The sequence below is a fragment of the Butyrivibrio sp. NC3005 genome, assembly GCF_000424545.1.
Classification (GTDB): Bacteria; Bacillota; Clostridia; order Lachnospirales; family Lachnospiraceae; genus Butyrivibrio.
In genome coordinates, this window is sequence record NZ_AUKC01000023.1 from 6,648 (window position 1) to 27,049 (window position 20,402).

14 protein-coding genes and 1 riboswitch are annotated in these 20,402 nt (G+C 34.2%); all 14 genes read right to left on the reverse strand.

Translation table 11 applies throughout. The annotated features are described in order from the left end of the window. Positions 1-205: 205 nt before the first annotated feature. Positions 206-2,188 (reverse strand): hypothetical protein, encoded by a 1,983-nt coding sequence (locus G634_RS0107370; RefSeq protein WP_026504750.1) that lies wholly within the window; start codon positions 2,186-2,188, stop codon positions 206-208. A gap of 24 nt (positions 2,189-2,212) precedes the next feature. Next, the gene (locus G634_RS0107375; RefSeq protein WP_026504751.1) at positions 2,213-3,271 is read right to left on the reverse strand and encodes a hypothetical protein; all 1,059 of its coding nucleotides are present in this window, start codon (positions 3,269-3,271) and stop codon (positions 2,213-2,215) included. Positions 3,272-3,427: 156 nt separating this feature from the next. After that, positions 3,428-4,708 (reverse strand): O-acetylhomoserine aminocarboxypropyltransferase/cysteine synthase family protein, encoded by a 1,281-nt coding sequence (locus G634_RS0107380; RefSeq protein ID WP_026504752.1) that lies wholly within the window; start codon positions 4,706-4,708, stop codon positions 3,428-3,430. 166 nt (positions 4,709-4,874) lie between these two features. Further along, positions 4,875-5,102 (reverse strand): phosphopantetheine-binding protein, encoded by a 228-nt coding sequence (locus G634_RS0107385; protein ID WP_026504753.1) that lies wholly within the window; start codon positions 5,100-5,102, stop codon positions 4,875-4,877. A gap of 30 nt (positions 5,103-5,132) precedes the next feature. Next, positions 5,133-6,653, reverse strand: a complete 1,521-nt coding sequence (locus tag G634_RS0107390) for an amino acid adenylation domain-containing protein (RefSeq protein ID WP_026504754.1) — start codon at positions 6,651-6,653, stop codon at positions 5,133-5,135. Next, positions 6,619-7,623, reverse strand: coding sequence for a hypothetical protein (locus G634_RS0107395; RefSeq protein ID WP_026504755.1), 1,005 nt, complete (start codon positions 7,621-7,623; stop codon positions 6,619-6,621). The genes G634_RS0107390 and G634_RS0107395 overlap by 35 nt, the downstream gene beginning before the upstream one ends. Before the next feature lie 44 nt (positions 7,624-7,667). Then, complete coding sequence (locus G634_RS0107400) at positions 7,668-9,302, reverse strand: MBOAT family O-acyltransferase (RefSeq protein ID WP_051233757.1); 1,635 nt, start codon at positions 9,300-9,302, stop codon at positions 7,668-7,670. A gap of 272 nt (positions 9,303-9,574) precedes the next feature. Further along, positions 9,575-10,447 carry a cation diffusion facilitator family transporter gene (locus tag G634_RS0107405; RefSeq protein ID WP_026504757.1) on the reverse strand — a complete coding sequence of 291 codons (873 nt, stop codon included), beginning with the start codon at positions 10,445-10,447 and terminating at the stop codon, positions 9,575-9,577. A 67-nt stretch (positions 10,448-10,514) separates the two neighbouring features. Next, positions 10,515-10,619, reverse strand: a riboswitch (NiCo riboswitch). Between the two features lie 194 nt (positions 10,620-10,813). Next, the gene (locus G634_RS0107410) at positions 10,814-12,469 is read right to left on the reverse strand and encodes an extracellular solute-binding protein (protein ID WP_026504758.1); all 1,656 of its coding nucleotides are present in this window, start codon (positions 12,467-12,469) and stop codon (positions 10,814-10,816) included. Positions 12,470-12,514: 45 nt separating this feature from the next. Continuing rightward, positions 12,515-13,429, reverse strand: a complete 915-nt coding sequence (locus tag G634_RS0107415) for a carbohydrate ABC transporter permease (protein ID WP_242826785.1) — start codon at positions 13,427-13,429, stop codon at positions 12,515-12,517. 46 nt (positions 13,430-13,475) lie between these two features. Next, positions 13,476-14,414 (reverse strand): ABC transporter permease, encoded by a 939-nt coding sequence (locus G634_RS0107420; RefSeq protein ID WP_026504760.1) that lies wholly within the window; start codon positions 14,412-14,414, stop codon positions 13,476-13,478. A gap of 840 nt (positions 14,415-15,254) precedes the next feature. Next, complete coding sequence (locus tag G634_RS0107425; protein ID WP_026504761.1) at positions 15,255-16,793, reverse strand: response regulator transcription factor; 1,539 nt, start codon at positions 16,791-16,793, stop codon at positions 15,255-15,257. A gap of 5 nt (positions 16,794-16,798) precedes the next feature. Beyond that, on the reverse strand, positions 16,799-18,694 hold the full coding sequence (locus G634_RS0107430) for a sensor histidine kinase (protein WP_026504762.1): 1,896 nt from the start codon (positions 18,692-18,694) through the stop codon (positions 16,799-16,801). Next, positions 18,681-20,399, reverse strand: a complete 1,719-nt coding sequence (locus G634_RS18410) for a hypothetical protein (RefSeq protein WP_035799318.1) — start codon at positions 20,397-20,399, stop codon at positions 18,681-18,683. The genes G634_RS0107430 and G634_RS18410 overlap by 14 nt, the downstream gene beginning before the upstream one ends. Between the last annotated feature and the right edge of the window lie 3 nt (positions 20,400-20,402).

Genomic DNA, 20,402 nt, shown 5'->3' on the forward strand with positions numbered 1-20,402 from the left:
TGAGAACAAAAGTCAAGTAGCAAACTGGTCCAAGGCGAAGCCTTTTCAAATGGCTAGTTTGCGTAGTTTTTGGAACGTAGTGACAAAAATCTATAGGTTATTGTTTGTTATAAAATTAACCAGCTGATATTTATTATAAGAGAAACATGCTATAAAAAAAATAAACAAACCGTTTCAACACCGAAACGATTTGTTTATTGTTTTTTTACATTGTTTTATCGAGGAATTTCCAATATTCTTTATTATCAGGATTTATATCAAAATAACCTTTATCTTCCCTTATTTGTTCCCAGCTTGTACCATCCTTTGAAATAACAAAGCTCTTTGCAAAAAACAAATAGAATTTATCTTCTTCTGTTACATAATTTACATCAAGCCTATTATTATCACGAATGATAAACTGAACATCGACAACGTTTTTGCCTTCTAAATCCGTCAAATCGAGGCTTGCTTTCTTTATAGCTTCGTCTTTTGAGATTTCTTTTCCATTGTATAATTCAAATTTATCTCCAACAAGATGCATTGAATAAGGCAGGTAAGAATGTCCTGTCATATTTCCATCTTTAACTTTAATCCCTTTCTCTTTGTCACAGCAGTTTCTATAATCTTCAATTATCCAGCTGATATCGCCATTTGTTTCAAACTTCTTTTGACCGCCAAAAAAGACTCTATCTCCTGTAGCTTTAACAAGCTCGCCATTGTTTAATGTGTAGACATTTCCTTTTCCATTTATACCTTCATAGCCATTAAGTGTAAGATAATTCCTGCCATCTACTTTCATGATTTCCTGATTATGACAAAGAAATTTGCCCGCATACTCTGTAAGTTCGCTTACTTTCTTATTCTCATCAACATACCAAACTCTTTTGACACTAAAGCAATCTGCACCTTCAATTATCTGATTAACATAATCGTCCTCTGCTCCTTCAACAACGATTGCCTCTTTTAAACCATTACAATCCAAATCGAAAACATAGCTTTGAAGAGTATAATTATCATCTATTACAGTATCTATGGCTTTAGTAAACTCATTTTCTAATGAGTCAACAGATATTTTCTGTATGCCTTCAGCATTTTGAGCTGAACCTGACTCTTTTGAATCCTTGATGTCTGAATCTGTAGTATTCTGATTAGAATCATTTTTTTTAGTAATTATAATACTATCATCAAGACCTATTTCTTTTCTTCTTTCCTTAAGTGCCTCGGATAGCCCTTCTGGTGAATAAGTCTTAATATTGTATTCATCAAACTTTTTCTTATACAAAGAACCATCTTCATATATTTCCGGATTTTTATCTACTCCGTTATCATCTGTTTTGTAATAAATCGTACATGTATTATCCTTTGTAAACTTGTCGCCAAAAATGTACTCTTCAACCTGGAAGCCTTTCCACTCATCAGAAAAGTTCATGTCCGTGATTCCAAGTTCTCTTCTATAATTAGTTACTTCATTTATATAGGAATTCATGTCAAGATAGTACCTATAGTGGTAATACAAATGCCATGATGCATTTGCATCAAGATAACCACATTCATCCGCTACTACGCTTAGATAACCTCTGCTGCTTGTTTCAACATATCCGTATTCGTTGATATTTGTTGATGTATAGTTATTATCTTCTGCATAAAAACATGCCATAAGCTTTCCATCAACATCTTTAATAACTATTTTCTGGTTATAGCTTTGATAAGGTGTATCATATTCTTCATCCTCTGCTCCCGGGAATCTTATTTTTACAATAAGTTCTTTTTGTCCATCATTTCCACAGTCGATAGCCGATGAAGTTATCTCTTCTTTTCCTTTTGATTCATCATATCTGCTAGTATTCCTCTTAACCGTTTCTACAAGTTCATTTAAAGTATATCCCTTTTCCTTATCTAAATATCTGTCACAATCAACATTCAAAAAAGTACACTCTTCAAAATGTATATTTTCCTTGTTATCAAGAAAATCCTTATATTTTGCATCCAATTGTTCATTGGCCGAATTGGATGCATCTGTTACGGATAGATTTTCTTTGGATAAATTTTCGCTAGAAGATAAAGACTTTTTGTTATTTTCTTCCTTCGAAGATTCCGCATTACCTGTATCTTTCCTGCTATCTATAACACTTGGACTCGAACATGCAGATATATTGAATACCGCCAAAGAAATAATTGCTGCCTTTTTTAATACTTTTCTTTTCATAAACCAAACCTTTCATTACCAGTTTTATTTTGCTGAATAAATAAGTCCAGCCTCACCAAATGAAATCTCACTATAGTACACATTTATTCCATCTTTCTTTTTCTCAACAATATAGTAAGAATACAATGTTGTATCATCGCTATAGACTTCCTTTGGATACTTAACAAAGGCTTTATCCTGATCTACTCCTGTACAATAACTCGCCATGGCTAAAAACCTGTAATTGGAAGTATCTCCATCAATATAGTCGTTTATTTCATAGCCCCCGTATATTTCATCACTTTTCTTTATTTCCAGAACTCCGTTCTTATTATCAAGTTTGCAGTCTGTATAGTTATATTTTCCTTCAAGCTCTGAGAAAAACTTGCTGCAGTTTATTTTCCACTCTGGAGAATAGTTTTGCAAGTCTAACAGATTTTTGGATTTGTCTACAAAATCCTGCTTACTAACTTCTTTTTCTTCTTGATCAATGAAAAACATGTCTTCATCATCCATCTCGCCGTTTTCATTTCCATCATACCAGCTTCCATACTGAGGAGACTTCACATTAAAATCTTTATCCATAAGACTAAGCACGTAATTGTAATGTGTTGGTGCTCCGCCCGGACGGCAGTAGAATACTCCATGAACATTGCCCTTACTAATAGGCATATCATATGTGCAACCAATGTACACTTCATTTGCAGTTCCTTTATTATCAGTGACAATGAGCATTTTTCCTAAATATTTCAAAATAAGTTCGTCAACTTCATCACCGTTAACATCCATAAAAACGTAGTTGTAGCTATTATCTTCACATCCAAGCCAATTGCTAGCAAATACCTCTTCCCCATCTGAAAATAGAATTTTTTCTTCATCATTCAAAACCTTTGTATAAAGTTTCAAAGTTTCATCATTCATACTTTTTGAAGTATCTGTAGCAAGCAAATCACTTGTTTCATCATCGTTTTTTTCGCTATTATTATCTTTTAAAGCCCCTGTCTCATCGGTTCGTACACTTACAGGAAGCTTAGAGCTAGAACATCCGGTACACAGGATTGTAGATGCAATCAGTAACTTAAATCCCCAAAAACTTTTCTTCATACTAAATCCTCTCTTATTCATTTGTGCTGATAAATTAAAAAGAAGTGCTATACATAACACCCAGCTAGTATAACACTTCTTTTTATATAATATTAAGAGATCCGACTAATAAGCGTTTTTATCTGACAAAAAACAATTGTTTTCTGTCCGTTTCCATTAATCCTTCAATGCATTAGCAATATCATTAATTAAATCTTCCTTATCCTCTAATCCCAAAGAGATACGAATAAGTCCGGCTGGAATTCCTGCTGCATCTAACTGTTCATCAGTCATCTGTCTATGAGTTGATGTTGCAGGGTTAAGACAGCATGTACGTGCATCAGCAACGTGAGTTTCAATTGCAGCAATTTTAAGCTTCTTCATGAAGTTTTCTGCTGCACTTCTGCCGCCTGCAAGTTCAAATGATACAACGCCGCATCCACCATTTGGCATGTATTTTTTGGAAAGTTCATAGTACTTGTCTGTTTCAAGTCCAGGATAGTTAACCTTTACAACCTTTTCATGAGTAGAAAGGAACTTTGCAACAGCAAGACCATTCTCAACATGTTTTGGCATACGTACATGAAGAGATTCAAGTCCTAGATTAAGAAGGAAAGCATTCTGAGGAGACTGAATGCAACCAAAATCACGCATAAGCTGCGAGGTACATTTAGTAATAAATGCGCCTTCCTTTCCGAACTTCTCGGCATATACGATTCCATGATAGGAGTCATCTGGCTGAGTTAATCCAGGGTACTTATCTGCATGTTCCATCCAATCAAAATTTCCTGAATCTACAATTGCACCACCTACAGCAGCTCCATGGCCATCCATATATTTTGTAGTTGAGTGAGTAACAATGTCAGCTCCCCATTCAATAGGTCTGCAATTTACTGGTGTAGGGAATGTGTTATCTACGATAAGCGGTACACCATGTTCATGCGCAGCTGTTGCGAATTTCTCAATATCTAAAACTGTAAGAGCTGGATTTGCAATTGTCTCACCAAATACAGCTCTTGTATTCTCTTTGAATGCTGCATCAAGTTCTTCTTTACTTGCATCTGGTGAAACAAAAGTAACTTCGATTCCCATCTTTGCCATTGTCACAGCAATAAGGTTAAATGTACCGCCATAAATCGAAGAGGATGCAACGATATGGCTTCCACACTCACAGATATTAAACAGTGCAAAAAAGTTAGCTGCCTGTCCGGAAGATGTGAGCATAGCAGCTTTTCCACCTTCAAGTGCAGCAATCTTAGCCGCTACGTGATCATTAGTAGGATTCTGAAGTCTTGTATAAAAGTATCCTGAAGCCTCAAGATCAAAAAGCTTACCCATATCTTCACTGGTATCATATTTAAAAGTGGTTGACTGAATTATTGGTATCTGACGTGGCTCTCCATTTTTTGGGGTATATCCAGCCTGTACACATTTTGTTCCAATTCCCTGCTTATCCATTGCAATTCTCCTCTCAAGTGACATTTCATATATATATGCTACTTTAAACTATTATTTTTTATTTAAATCAGTAACATCTTTACTACTTTATCACATTGTTGCAACAAATAAAAGAACCCAAACAAAAATCTATAGTTTTCATCAGGAAAATCAATAACCTATAGATTTATGATTCCTGAAGTCTTTTAACCATTGCACTTATTGCTTCAACTGAGTTAAAGTTAGCAGGAACCATTTCTGATGCATCGATAGAAATGTCATACTCCTCCTCAAGTTCTCCTATAAGAGAGATAATTCCAAATGAATCCAAGATGTGATCATCAATAAGTGCCTTTTCATTTGCATAATCAACGCTATCATCAATATCCTGTAAAATCTCAATAATCTTTTCCATTTTCTTTCACTTCTTTCTTTTACTTTTATTTTACGCAAGTTTTGTTCTATCAATTTTGCCATTTTTATTCAAAACAAATTCCTTCATTTGAACAAACTTGTTTGGAATCATATATGCTGGAAGCTTCTCTTTAAGAAAAGCTCTAAGCTCATTTTTTTCTATATTGCCTACATAATAAGCTGTTATCTTAGACTTATCAAAATCAAACTTGCATACGCTTTGTTCAACGTTTGGCATTGAATTTATACCACGTTCTATTTCTTCAAGTTCGATTCTATGTCCCATGTGTTTAATCTGGAAATCTTTTCTTCCCGCAAAATACATCTCGCCGTCTTCAGAAATCTTGGCAAGGTCACCTGTTTTGTACATTCTCACTACACTTCCATCTTCCTGCTTGAAGGAAACGAAATGGAGTTTTGTCTGCTCTTCATTGTGATAATAACCAATTGCCAGAGATTGACCTGTAACACAGATTTCACCGGCATTATCAGGCTTAGTAATAACATTTCCATTTTCATCTAACAAAAAGACTTTTCTTCCAGGGAAAATCTTTCCAAGAGGAATCTTTTCATCTGCATTAAATCTTCTTGTAATATCATAATAGGTACAATTACAGGTAATTTCCGATGGCCCGTAAAGATTTACAAAACGAGCATTTGGAACATTATCCTGCCAGATGCACAGCTGATTAACTGGCATTACTTCTCCTGAGAACATAACTCTCTTTACATCAGGTAGTTTTCTATAATCAAAACATTTAAGTCTTGAAATAATGCAAAGTGCTGATACTGCCCATGTCAGACTGCTAACCTTATTATCAGCAAGATAATCCATCAATACAGGTGGTTGAATAAACATTGTTCTTGGTATCAGAACAAGTTTTGCACCTGTAAAGTATGCTGTAACTATATCTTTTATTGATACATCAAAATCAAACGGAGCCTGATTTCCAATTACATCTTCACTGGTAAATTCAAAGATATCAACAAAGTGAGAAATGAAGTCTATCGCGCTTTGATGAGAAACTACTACACACTTTGGAACTCCTGTTGAACCTGATGTGAATATTCCATATAAAGGTGTTGTACTACCAATTTTATCTCTTATACCTAAAAGCCTTTCATCCAAATCTTCTCTATCTACATATTCTCTACATTTTGAAAAAGAAATCACTTTAAAGTTATCGTTTGCTTTTTCAAACTTTTTAAGAAGATCATCATCGACAAGACACATTTTAGGTTCTAACACTTCAAGAATCTTCTTTATTCTTTCAGCAGGCTGTTCAGGATTTATATATACATAAAATCCACCGGCATAATTTATTCCCATAATTGAAGCAAGCAACCATACACTTTTTTCTGAAAAAACAGCTATTGGATATCCGCTTTCTTCTACCTTACATGTATCAAGTATTGCCTTTGAAAAACCTAACGCATTTTTTTTAAGCTCTTTCCATGAAAAAGAACTGTTTTCGTCCATAGCAGCATCTTTTTCTCCAAACTGCTGCACTGTTTTATCAATGACGTCTAAAACCGAAATATAATTCTTCATCTTCACTTTTCCTTACGTAATCATCTATTTTTTTGCTTGCCTTTTTACCATGTTTGTCATAGACTTTCAGAAGCTTGTTCCAATTTCCAGCAAGTTTCTCATTTCTTCTATCAGGAAGATTATAATTCATTCGAAGGTATTCTCCAATATACATTGTTGTTTTTTTTGCACCTTCATAGTTCAAATGATCTCCTTTATCTCTTGTATCCTTTAGCCAATCGATTGAAACACTTACATCTGTATTCATATCAAAATACTTAATTTTCTCTTTATCAGCAAGCTGTTTTAATGCGTTATACTTTTTATAATTGTAATTCTTTGGTGAAGGAGCCGAATATAATACAAGTTCAACACCATTCTTGTCACATTTTTTCTTTATCTGACTAAGAACCTTAATATTATTCTCATCTATGATAGCAACTTTAGTAGTTGGCTTCATGTAATCTCCGCCATAATAAGGTCTTACCTTTGCATTTATGGTAAATCCCATATAATTCTTTTCTCTTCTTCCTAGTATAAGAGACTTCCATGAATTATGCTCTTTCATAACTGGAAAAGGCTTATATAAACAGTGAGCAATCGTACTTTCAGCTTTATTTTTAGGGATTTCATGCCTAAACAACGCATTTGTCTCGAACAAAATAACCTTAGGATGATGGTATTTCAAAGAGGCATTAACTACCTCTTTTATATCAGATATTTTTGCACCGGGCTGTCCTGCTGAATAGGATGTAAAGCCATATTTTTCCCACATAAGCATAGGTGAAAATGTCGTATAACTCTCGCTATCTCCTATAACAATGACATCAAGAGAGTTTTTGGGCTCACTTTTTAGCTTGGCATATACATCTGTTTTTCCATGCGAAAGGTCATTTTTAGCCATAAAATCGAAATTCAAAATTTTTCCAGAAACTGTAAGAAACAGAAAAAGGATTATAAAAAATAATGAATTTTTTGCTATTTTCTTCACATCATATCTCCTTCCAAGTGTCGTTATATCATCTAAATACTTTCTTAAAATCCCGCATAAATAAGATCTGCCGGCTGATATCCAGCTCCATATGCACCAAATATTACTATTGCTAGTATAAGTGCATAATATATAGCCCATCTCTTTGGAGTTGACAGTTTTGGAATATTCTCCAAATATTCCGGATTCTTCTCCATCTTAAGTTCAACTGCAAATACTATAATGATACCAATAATAGCTACTATATAATCTGCAGCATCCAAACCTATTTCAAAGATTTTTCCTGAGAAAAAATCTCCATCATAAGGTGCTGTAAACATATTTTTCATCATAATACCAAAAGCCTTCAGACTGTTTGCCCTAAAGAGCATCTCGCCGATAAGTATTATCATCCATGTTCTAACCATCTTGAATCCGCTTACAAGTTTTCCATTTTCATCAAATCCTATTCTGTTCCAGAACATTGTTCCAACGGGTTCTATTGCTACTTCCAATAACAAAATAACAAAATAATATACCCCGTACATAATATACGTTGTCTGCGGGCCATGCCACAAACCATTCAACATCCAAACAGGAAACAGCGCAATTGCTGAAATCACAACATTTGTAAGATACTTCCCGCAATGTTTTCTTCCATATTTATTCCACTTTTTCATTAGTGAAGATGTGGATACTGGATAAAAAATATAATTTTTGAACCATGTTCCAAGAGAAATATGCCATCTTCTCCAAAACTCCGCAGCACTCTTTGCTAAAAATGGCTGTTTAAAGTTCTCAGGAAGCTTTATATTAAATATTCTAGCAGTTCCTATGACAATATCTATAGTACCAGAAAACTCCATATACAGCTGAATTGTCGTAACAAGCATACATATAAAAATCATAAGTCCTGTATAACTAGCACTAGGTTTATAGAAAAAAATAATTGCAGCATTCAATCTATCTGAGATTACCATTCTCTTGAATAGTCCCCACACAATTCGAATAAATCCATTAATAAAACTATCAGAGTTTATAGATTTTCCTTCGAAAAGCTGATTGTTTAAATCTGTCCATCTGCAAATGGGGCCTTCCATAAGTGTCGGAAAAAATATCATAAAGAGAAACAATTTAAAGAAATTCTTTTCCGCTTCAATTCTCCCAAAATACACATCAACAAGATAGCCAATTGCCTGCATAGTATAAAAGGAAATTCCAATAGGAACAAACAATTTCAAATAGGAAATCTCGTTTTTGGTTCTGGTAAGTGCGAAAACATTATTCACAATCATAATGAAAAAATTCGAATACTTAAGCACTACCAAAATTGAAACAACAAGCACAATAGCTAAAATCATATAGCGCTTTGCAATTCTTTTTCTAAGCTGCTTTTCCTCTTTTGTTAACCTTTTCTTTAAGTCTTGAGTTTTACTTGTAGACGATTCATCTATATTCTCTGCACTTTTTTTTAGCTTTTTGGCAGTTAGTGTATCTTCTATAAATAACGCTCCCGCATAGGTAAACAACGTTGTCAAAAATGCAAATCCTATCAGCATATTACTTATAAGCATAAAAAACACTATGCTGGACAATAAAAGAGCCACCCATCTGTATTTCTTTTTGGTGACCTGATATATTAGCATTGCAAAAGGTAAAAACAATGCAAAAAAAGTATTAGTATTATAAGCCATATTCATATTTGTATTTCCTTACTTATTGGGATAGCTCCAAAAGAATTTTAGAGTACTATCTAATTCTATCTTTTTTCCCTCGCCTTTAACAATATAAAAAAGTTTTCTTAAACGAAGCTAAAGGAAAAAGATTTTTACAACAAAAAATTCTCTCTGCTTTTTGAGACATATCTTTTCCTGATTATCTGGTAAAAGATATGTTACAAAAAGTAAAGAGAATTATTATTCTACATTATTTCAATGATATTTTGAAGTCTTGAAAAATTGTAAACTGTAGATTATTGTTCAAGCGGATTTACATGAATCATGATGTGCTTAATATTAGAAAATTTTTGCTCTACATTACTATGTACATTTTCGGCTATTGTATGTGCATCGACTAATGATATATCTCTTTCAACTGCTATTTCCAAGTCGACATAAATCTTATTGCTGAACTGCCTCGTTCTTAAAAGGTCGATATGTTTTACTCCATCCTGCTGCATAATAAAATCTTTAAGCTGATTTTCAAAATTACAGTCACATGATGTATCAAGCATCTTATTCAATGCATCTTTGGTAATATCATAAGCAACTTTCAATATAAAAAGACATATAACTATACTGGCAATAGGATCCATGACGGGAAAACCTATCTTTGCCATTCCAATTCCTATAAAAGAACCTACCGATGAAATCGCATCAGAACGATGGTGCCAGGCATCAGCTTTAAAAGCTGCTGAATCAAGCTTCTTGGCATAAAACATAGTGTACCAGAACATCCCTTCTTTCACTGCAACAGAAACAACTGCTGCTATTAAAGGAAGAACAGTAGGAATTTCAATTTCATTTCTTGAAAACAAAAGTTTATTTACTCCTGTATATCCTATTCCAAGGCCTGTCATTGTAAGTATCACGCCTAGAATCAGAGAAGCTACACATTCAAATCTTTCATGTCCGTAAGGATGCTGTTCATCTTCTTTTTGCTTTGACAGTATTACACCAATATATGCAATAAGCGTTGCAAAAACATCTGATAACGAGTGTACAGCATCGGAAACCATTGCTCCTGAATGACCGAAAATACCTGATAATAGCTTGAATAAAGCCAAAAGAATATTTCCAAGAATTCCAATATTTGACAGCCTGTTAATGATTACTTTTTCATTCATTTCAAAACCCTCCGTTTTATAGAATTCACTCTCTAGGGGTATAAAAATAGCACCCCTCGGAACATACCACTGTCCCGCAGGTGTGCGAAAAAGCTCACTCTGCTGCCGTTAAAATCCGGCCCGGCCACTTATCTGTTACCCTAACAGATACCGCCTGCTCAGTTTGTACTGTAGATGGCACATTTGTGTAGTTGCAGTGCAAAGAGTCTAACTCTTTTATAACATTTTAGAAGTTGTATGTCAAATAAGATTAGTGAAAAAAATTCTCAAACACAGACACATATTCACTTGAAATAATAAAGCTCCAGAAACCCACATTTACTATGAGCTTCTAGAGCGCAATATTAACCAAAAATCCACAAAATCTTATTCTACTATAGCAACTCTTTCCTTTATAATGTCAGAAACAAGCTTTTCTGCTTTCTCTTCGCCCATGTTCTTGAACTCTTTGAGCATCTTATCATAGTTAGCGTCAAAATCCTTTTCTTTTCCGATAACACATACTATTAGCTGAGCCTGTGCATATTCATCAAGCTTTGTCTGAATCTCAGAAACCTCCTGAGGCATTGTATATGCCCATACTGGTGAATACTTTGGAATTTCAAACTGATCCTGAGAAGGGAAAATCTCTGTCAGAAGTTTAACATTCCAAGCTTTGCAGGCAGCCTTTTGTTCTTCATTATACTCTGCAATTACATTTTCTTTGGAATCTGTTCCGAATGTATTACCTGTTGAATCTTCAATCCCGTTACCATGACAAGGGAATGGATAAGCATGGAAACCAACACCTGTTGTCTTTGAATAGTCTTTGTTTGTCTTGGACTCTTGAATTTCCTTACTAGAACGAACTCTCTTACCATTTTCAACAGTGTAGTTTTTACCTTCAATACCCCAGTTTACAAGAATCTGACCTTCTTCTGAGCAAATGTAATCAAGGAATTTAATAGCTGCAACAGGATCTTTACATGAAGTAGAAATTCCGACGCCCTGACCTGTTACAAGTCCCTGATACTGAAGTTCAGGACACTTGGTATTCTCATCCATCACAAGTGGAATTGGAGCATAGGAATGATCAACTTTTCCATCTGCTATAAGTACCTTCTCGCCATCACCATAATCCCAGTCCTTATCAAAAAGACCAAGAACTCGTCCTGAAGCAATCTTTGCAATATAGTCTTCATGTGTCTGAGTTGCACACTCAGGATCTAATAATCCTTCATTGTAAAGCTTGTTAAGCCATCTAAAATACTCTTTTTCTTTCTCAGATTTGAATTTGTAAGAAACATTATTATCTTTATCAATAATCCACTGTCCATTGTCTGGAGCACAGTCAGCTATTGCACCTGCCGGATTTCCCAAAGTAATCATCCAGTGCCAGTCTGATGCAGAAATAGAAAATCCAATATAATCAAGTCCATCGTCTGTCTTTGGATGCTTAGCGATGAAATCCTTTATCATCTGTTCATATTCATATATATCTTTCGGAAGCTTATAGTCGTTTTCTTTTAAAACCTGCCACTGTACCTGTGCCGGACCGGAGGTCTTGTAGTTAGTGCCTCCAATAGAATATGAAGAAAGCTGATAAATAGCCGGATCATCCTTTGAATACTTTAACTTTTCAAATTCATCACCGTACATTTTTTTTATATTCTCACCGTACTTGTCAATAAGCTCAGTCATATCAATAAGAGCACCTGCATCAATAAGACTTTGAACATCACCTTTTGCATATATCATATCCGGATAATTATTCTCAGCAATCATAAGTGCAATTTTCTGGTCATCAGAGCTTACAGGATAATCTGTTGCAAGTTTCACACCGGTTTTCTCTGTCAAAACCTGTGCAACCGGATCTGTCCATGGATCTTCCTGTCCATCTGCATTGTAAAAAGACAGTTCAATTACATCTCCATTAGATTTGCTGGAATTAATTGCAGAAGATTTTTCACCTCCTTTACAGCCAATCAGGCAGGATGCCGCCATTAAAAACGTTAATGACATTGATACAATTTTTCTTTTCATATCCCTCTCCTTCTCTTATAACATTGAGTACTACTCTTTATTTTTTTAATCTTTTACTGCTCCTATTGTCATTCCTCCTACAAAATATTTTTGTAAAAACGGATATACGAGCAAAATCGGAACTGTTGCGATTATGGTAATAGCCATTCTAACTGACATCGGAGAAACTGCATTTTGCGTAGTCTGAGTTACTGCATGCGGGTCAATGTGAATCTTGGCACTTTCCATGATTTCATATAGAACATACTGAAGTGTTGGAAGTTTCCTTGCATAAAGATATGTATCCATGAATGAATTCCACTGTCCAACTGCATAGAACAAAGCAACTGTTGCAAGTACAGGCTTACATAACGGAAGAATAACCTTATACCAGATTTTAAAGTCATTTGCACCATCCAGCATGGCTGCTTCCTGAAGGGCATATGGAAGTCCATCAATAAATGCTCTTACTAGAATTATGTTATATACCCACACAACCCCAGGCAGAATATATACTAGAAAGCTGTTATTTAGATGAAGCGTTCTAGACATCAGCAAATACTCAGGAACAAGTCCTCCACTTACGTACATTGTTATAATGAATAAAAATGTAAAGAGTTTATTGAAATAAAAATCTCTTCTACTAAGAACATAGCCTATCATTGCTGTACATATAACACTTACAGGTGTTCCTATGAAGGTTCTTGCTATAGACATTAAAAATGGTGTTAATAGATCATTTTGAGTAAAAACATAAATGTAATTACTAAAAGTGAATTTCCTAGGAATAATGAAATTTACACTTCTCATTGTATCTATTGGATCATTTAACGATATGGCAAGTACATTTAAGAAAGGATAAAGCGTTATACATATGATGAAGAAAAATATTATTGCCAGAAAAATATTAAATAAATTCTTCTTTATTATTTTTAATAGAGTGATATCTTTTTTATTGCGACAAGTTACACCAACTTCCATTTTCCTTTTCCCCTTTATTTCCTGCATGATTCAAGCACAATTACTGTTACATAAGTTTATTTTCTCCGACCATACCAGCAATTTTATTAGCTATTAGAAGTAAAATAACTCCTACAACCGACTGGAACATTCCAATTGCAGTACCAAGGCCATAATTGTTCGAGCCTATACCTCTTACATAAGCAAACCATGAAAGAACCATTGCATGATCCTGAACAAGACTATTAGAAAGAAGCATCTGTCTCTCCATTCCGACATTTAGTGCTGAACCTATGTTCATAATAAGGAGTACTATAATCGTAGGTCTTATAGAGGATAGTGTAATATGCCACATTCTCTGAAACCTGTTAGCACCATCTACTTTTGCAGCTTCATACAAAGTAGTATCTATTCCTGCTATTGCTGACAAATAAATGATTGCATTCCATCCACACTCTTTCCAAATCTCAATGATATTGACTATCCACCAGAAAAGTGGTGAATTACTAGACATCAAATGAAGCTTTGTATTAAAAAATGTGTCAACTGCCCCTCCATCATTGAAAATCATCTTGGCAATACTTGCTATTATTACCCATGAAACAAAATGCGGAAGATATGAAACTGTCTGGGTGACTTTTTTGAATTTTGTAAAACATAGCTCATTCAGAAACAAAGCAAAAATTACAGCTGCAACAGTTCCTGTCACAAGCCCTATAATGCTGATTCCAAGTGTATTAATCATCGTTTGGGCGAAAATTCTGTCTGTGAAGGCTTTAACGAAATTGTCAAAACCAACAAACTTTCTCTCCCACATGCAAAGTGCAAATGTTGCCGGTTTAACCTCTTGAAAAGCCATAGTCCATCCCCAAAGCGGGATGTATTTGAAGATTATGAGCCATATCAAAAATGGCACTGACATCATCAAAAGCATGGATTGCTTTTTCATTAGAGCAAGACTAAATCTTTTTTTAGCATAGAGTTTTTCTTTTTTACTTTTCCCCATATTTTGTCTAGCGCCTCCCAAAAAGATTTTCAGAAATTATATCGCGGTATCAAGAATAAGTTCGTTTTGCTGTTTGTAAACTATACTTTTTTGTTTTGTATAATCTGTTCTGATGTTTGTATATTTCGTCGCAGACACGCTTTCGCTTGATTATAAACGTAGTGGTACATAATGCGCTAAAATACAGCGCATAAGAACCAACGTTTATATACAGTTCTGCTCATGAAATATTACAAGCCATCAGAACTCATCTAATTAGTTCAAATAACAAAAAAGTATGACTTCTTGTCACTTACAATCAGAAACTCGCATTTACTGCGAGTTTCGTGAGAACAAAAGTCAAGTAGCAAACTGGTCCAAGGCGAAGCCTTTTCAAATGGCTAGTTTGCGTAGTTTTTGGAACGTAGTGACAAAAATCTATACTTTGTTGCAGACTCGTTTTTCTTGATAGTAATAATGATATCTGAATATCTTTTTTATATGCACCACAAAAACTCGATACATAAAGCGTATTTTTTATATTTTTTAGTGTAGAGCAAGAATTTTTAAGGTAAAAAATCTAGAAAAAATAGTGTATGACTTCTTGCTGAGATTTAGGATAATCATCAGCAAGAATACTGCTTCGCAGGACAAAATTTCTCTTGACGACAAATTTTGGTCTGGTACGGTTTTTGATTTTCCTGATGAAAACAAAAACCTATGAAATCTCATCAAAAAAGGCCTCTAAAAGTCATGCCATAGTGCTAACTTTTAGAAGTCTTTTCTGCATTCTTAAATGTTTTCAACTACATACCCTAAATTCTGTTATGTCATTAATCTGTATTTCATGTCTTACCTGCCTTATATTTTTTCACACCTATATTCTGTTGGTGTTACCCCTTTTATCTTCTTGAATTTTATCTGAAAATAATCCACTGAACTGTATCCAACTTTACTAGCTATTTCATACACCTTCATTTCTGTTTCATCCAGTAATCTGGCTGCTTCTTTGACTCTAACTTCATCAAGGAAACTTCTATAGGACATTCCCTTGTTCTCTTTGAATATCTTGCCAAGATACGAACTGTTATATCCAAATATTTCTGCAACAGTCTCAAGTTTAATATTCTTTGTATAATTGCTGCATGTATATGCCAAGATTTCTTCCAGAATACTCTTATTGCTAAGATTATTTACTGATTTTAATATCACATCCAGCTGTATTTTTATATAATCTATTATTTCGTACATATAATACATATGGCTAAAGTTTTCCATTATTACTTTGTTATTCTCCAATGGAATATCAATATTTCCATAAATACTTGAAACATTTTTCTTTATATTTATAAAAACATCAATAAAAAAATACCTTATTTCTTCAGCTTTTCTACCAGAAAATGTCAATTCATGTGTAAGCATCTGCAAGTCATTTTCTATGCCTTCACGATTGAAACATTGCACCTTATCAGTAAAAATATTAGCCCATTTACTTGCTTCCTGTTCATCAAGATTAATATGACATTCTTCTCCAGGATTCATTATCATCTCATAGGAAATCACATGTTCCTTCTTTGATGAAAAAAATCTTCTACTCATCATCTTTAAGCATAATTCATAAGATTCTTTAATTTCTGATAGATTATGGACAACTGGACTATACGAGAGGAAAATCACATCCAGTGGTGACCTATTCTGTATTCCGTCTCTATAATGCTCGAGTATTCTATTAAATCTTTCCAGTGCTTCATCTTTCAGCAAGACAACATTTTTGTTATCAATTTTCAAAAAATCAAACCAGTTTTCATTTATACAAGTTCCCAAAATATCCGCAAAACTGTACACATAATAAAATGGTGAATAGCTTTCATACATTACTATCTGGTAGTTATTTGACTTTAATCCAAAATCTTCATAGTTTATCGAGCTATCGTACCCTTTTTGGAGTAATTCCTGCAATATTACATCTTTAGCTTTTATCGCATAATTGTTAATGGAATTTTCTTTTTCTCTCTTTTTATAAAGCTTATCCCGGATTTGTATAAGCGCATCTGTAAGTTCATCCTCATCAATCGGTTTTGTCAAATAAAATGAAGCTCCATACTTAATCGCAGTTTTGGCATAATTAAAATCCGAATACCCAGAAAGAATTATAAATTCTCCCTCATATCCTTCTTTTCTAGCCATCTCTATAACTTTTGTTCCATCCAAAATCGGCATCCTAATATCAAGGAGTACTACATCAATTTTCTTTTTACGCAAATACTCAAGAACACTTTCGCCATTATCTGCTTCACCGCAGACGTAGAAATCCTGTTTTTCCCACTCAATCATAGCCTTTATTCCCTGTCTGATAATTTTCTCATCATCAGCCACAAGGACGCTTATACGTTCTCCCATATTTTTTACTCCCATATTTTTAATCTTAGAATAGACTTAGTTCCTTTGCTCAGTTTACTTTCAAGATTCAAGGAGCACCCTTCTCCATAGTATAGTTTAACCCTTTGAAAAACATTAGATAAACCTATGCTGTTTCTGGTATTGTCATGATACTGCATTTTAGAAAGTACATCCTGAATCTTCTCTTTGCTCATTCCTATACCATTGTCTTCTATTTCTATTTTCAAAAACTTTTCTTCCAATACTCTTTCACTAGGCAGTTTTTCATTTATATTTTTTTCATTTATAATTTTTTCATCTATTATTTTTTCTTGAATTATTACTTCTTTGAAAATACTAATCTTAATTTGTCCTCCTGTAAGAATACCTTCAAGACCGTGTACTATTGCATTCTCCACAAGGGGTTGTATCAGAAACGGCAGAATATAGATTTCATTTGTATCTACGTCTTTAGCAATATTTATATTATAGTTAACTCTATCCCCAAATCTTATATGCTGTATTTTAAGATATGTTTCTACCTGATCAAGTTCCTGCGACAGGGTAACATTGCGAGTACCTGTATTTTCCAGCACATACCGAAGTGATTTTCCAAGAAGTTTTATAGCAGCCGCAGTTTGTTTGCTGTCTCCTGTTAACGATAGCATTCTTATAATCTCTAAGGTATTGAAAAGAAAATGCGGATTTATCTGACTTGCCAGAAGATTATACTCTATTTCCTGCTGCCTGTTGCGAAGTTCTTTTTCTCTCAGAATTCCCTTATATACAATAGCTTCCTGCTCTTTTATTCTCTTAACAGTCGTTAGTAAGTCAGCAAACGTTTCCTTAAGCTCATCATCATTTCCACTGAAATTCGTAATAATATCATAATCGCCAATACTTGCCTTATGCATTGCTTGTCGCAGATTTTGAGTTCTTTTTGCAAAAGAATCTGAAAATTTCCAGATAATAATTGCCGGAATAATAGTAAGTAGAAATATCATCATTACGAAAAAGAAAGTCACAGCAAAAATATTTGTTTTAGAAAAAGGCTCATACACAGAAATAAAAATCTTATTTCCAGTAAGATATGTCTTTATAAAATCTGTATGTCCTAATATTTTCTCATCGTTGTAATCAGATACGTTAGTAGCCTCTAAATCAATATACGGAATACAGTTTCTTATACTACTTACCTTTCCTGTTTTATGAATATCATCTGCATACATACAGTAATCATTATCAGTTGTTATCTCTACAGAAAAATCATTTCTGCCTATCCTGTTTCGCAGATTATTATTATCAAGTGTAACAACAAGATAAGCATCATCAATGTACGATGCAACCCACATTCTACGAACAAGTGCAAGTTCATAAACATCTTTTCCCAGACTGTCTTTTCTGACAATATAGCACCATTTTCCAGTAACTGAAGTATTATCAAGTATTCTATTATTCTGGTATTGTTCATCTGAGACTATTTCTTTTCTTTGATTTTCCTGGCTTAAATTAGCCAACGTCTTTCTATCTAAGTGTTCTATGTGACTGCTTTTAGGAATCGCCACGTTACTTGTGTAGAGTGTAACAGAAGAAACGTTAGCCTGATCTTGATAGAAATGATTAAGAGTACTTTCAAGTGCATTTATCTCCAAATCACTTTCAAACTTTTTCTTTGAGAGTGTTTCAATATAATTGGTGTTGCTTACTATTGTCTCAGAAAATTCATACACTGTGGAAGTAATATCTGAGATAATTGCCTTTATGCGAGTTGTCTCTGCATTTATTAATGTGACATTTTCTCTTAGAAGCTGTTTGTTCATCTGCTTTAATGCTGCCCCTCCCAGTATCCAAACCGGTACACATAACACTATAAGCAGCATTCGTATCTGAGATTTTACGCTTTTATTCTTAGTGTTTATCAATTATTGACCTGCTCCTTGCATAATCTTCTTCGAAAACCTTATCAAAACCAATACTTTTTACCATCTTAACCATATCTTTAAAATACGATTCAAATTTCTCATCATCCTTAGCAAAAACCATTTTCCAGCTATAATCTATTATTATCTGTCTACATTTTTCTTTTATTGCCACTAGTTCCGGACTATAGTCAGGCATTGCAATATTATCTCCTGGGAAAACCATAAGCATATTATTATTCGACAGATATTCTATAGGAAGAAGCGATGTATTATAGTATGCTTGCCAGGATTGTGACAGTTTTGTTGCAGTCTTTTTCTTATAATCATCCCAGGTTAGATAATTATAGGAAATTCCCGTATCTTCATCTTTATTCAACACTCCTACAGACTTATAATTTAGTGCACAACACCCATCTCTCCAAGTACCCTCACCAAGGCTTTTGGGAAGAGGAATATCTTCACCATTTACAATTAGCTTTTCACCAAGACTGGTAATAACAGGTTTATCATCTACAATGTCCCAACATATTCCTTTAGGTCCTGCTGTACTTCCGTTTTCTGTTTCTGATGCCATAATTCCCTCAAAAGAATACAACCAGTCAATAAACTCTGCTACTCTCTGCGGGTCTTCACAGTTTCTTCCCATCATTATTCCTGTTCCAACTTTTCCATCTGGCATGCATCCATATTCTAGACACTTCATATCATCAATAATAACTGTAGCAAAACCTTTGCCTTCCTCTATATGTTCGACAGTATTGTAATGACCTGCGCCAAGCCATGGCCAAAAAGAATATAGAATCCTTCCCTCTTTATATTTCTGCGCCACCATATCAAATGTCTGATTATACGAATCAGGATCCACAAGTCCGAGCTTATTGGCTTCATAGAAAAATCTCAATGCCTCTTTATATATTCCATCATTGTCGATTATGCTCTGAATGCATGAACCGTCTGCACGCGGAAATGCAAATCCAATCTGAGTAAAACCGTACATGCCTCTAATTGCATCTGTATTCTGCATAGAATCGTTATCCCAGTCATGAAAAAGAGAAATTGAATATATTTTTTCTCCATTATTTTGAGCATTTGCATAATCCTGCATTCTTTTTAAAACTCTCAAAAACTCTTTTGAATTTTTTATATTAGGGCTTCCAATAGCCGTATATATGTCCCATCTTATAGACGGTGCAACTGTTGGTTCTATTGCATTACAGGGCTTACTACTGTTTAGTGATGAAATTTCTGAAGGAACTGCCCACATTCCTTTTATTTCAGCAAGACTTGATGCCTTTAAAATTGCTTTTTCATATTTTTTTAAATTGGGACAATTATCCATATATGGTGTGAAATCAAGAATTAAATCTGAAGAAACCAAATCCTTAAGCCGGCTTTGGTCTAAGTTTGTAATGATGATATCCCCCAAATTTCCATTAGCACACCTCGTCTGAAAAAGTTTATTTCCTCCTCCTGCAACGTTAGGCGCAATGATATTAAGTTCAATATTGAATTTATCTTTTATAAGTTTTGCATACCATCCTGACTGCAAACCTTGATAATTAGCCTGACTATCGAACACATCCAGTACAAGCGCCTTTTTATTTGATTTCCTACAATCTGCAAAAGATTTGTATCCTAGATGTGCTGATAGACATACAGTTATAATAATGAACGAAATAACTACCCTCTTAGTTCTTTTGCTCAACTA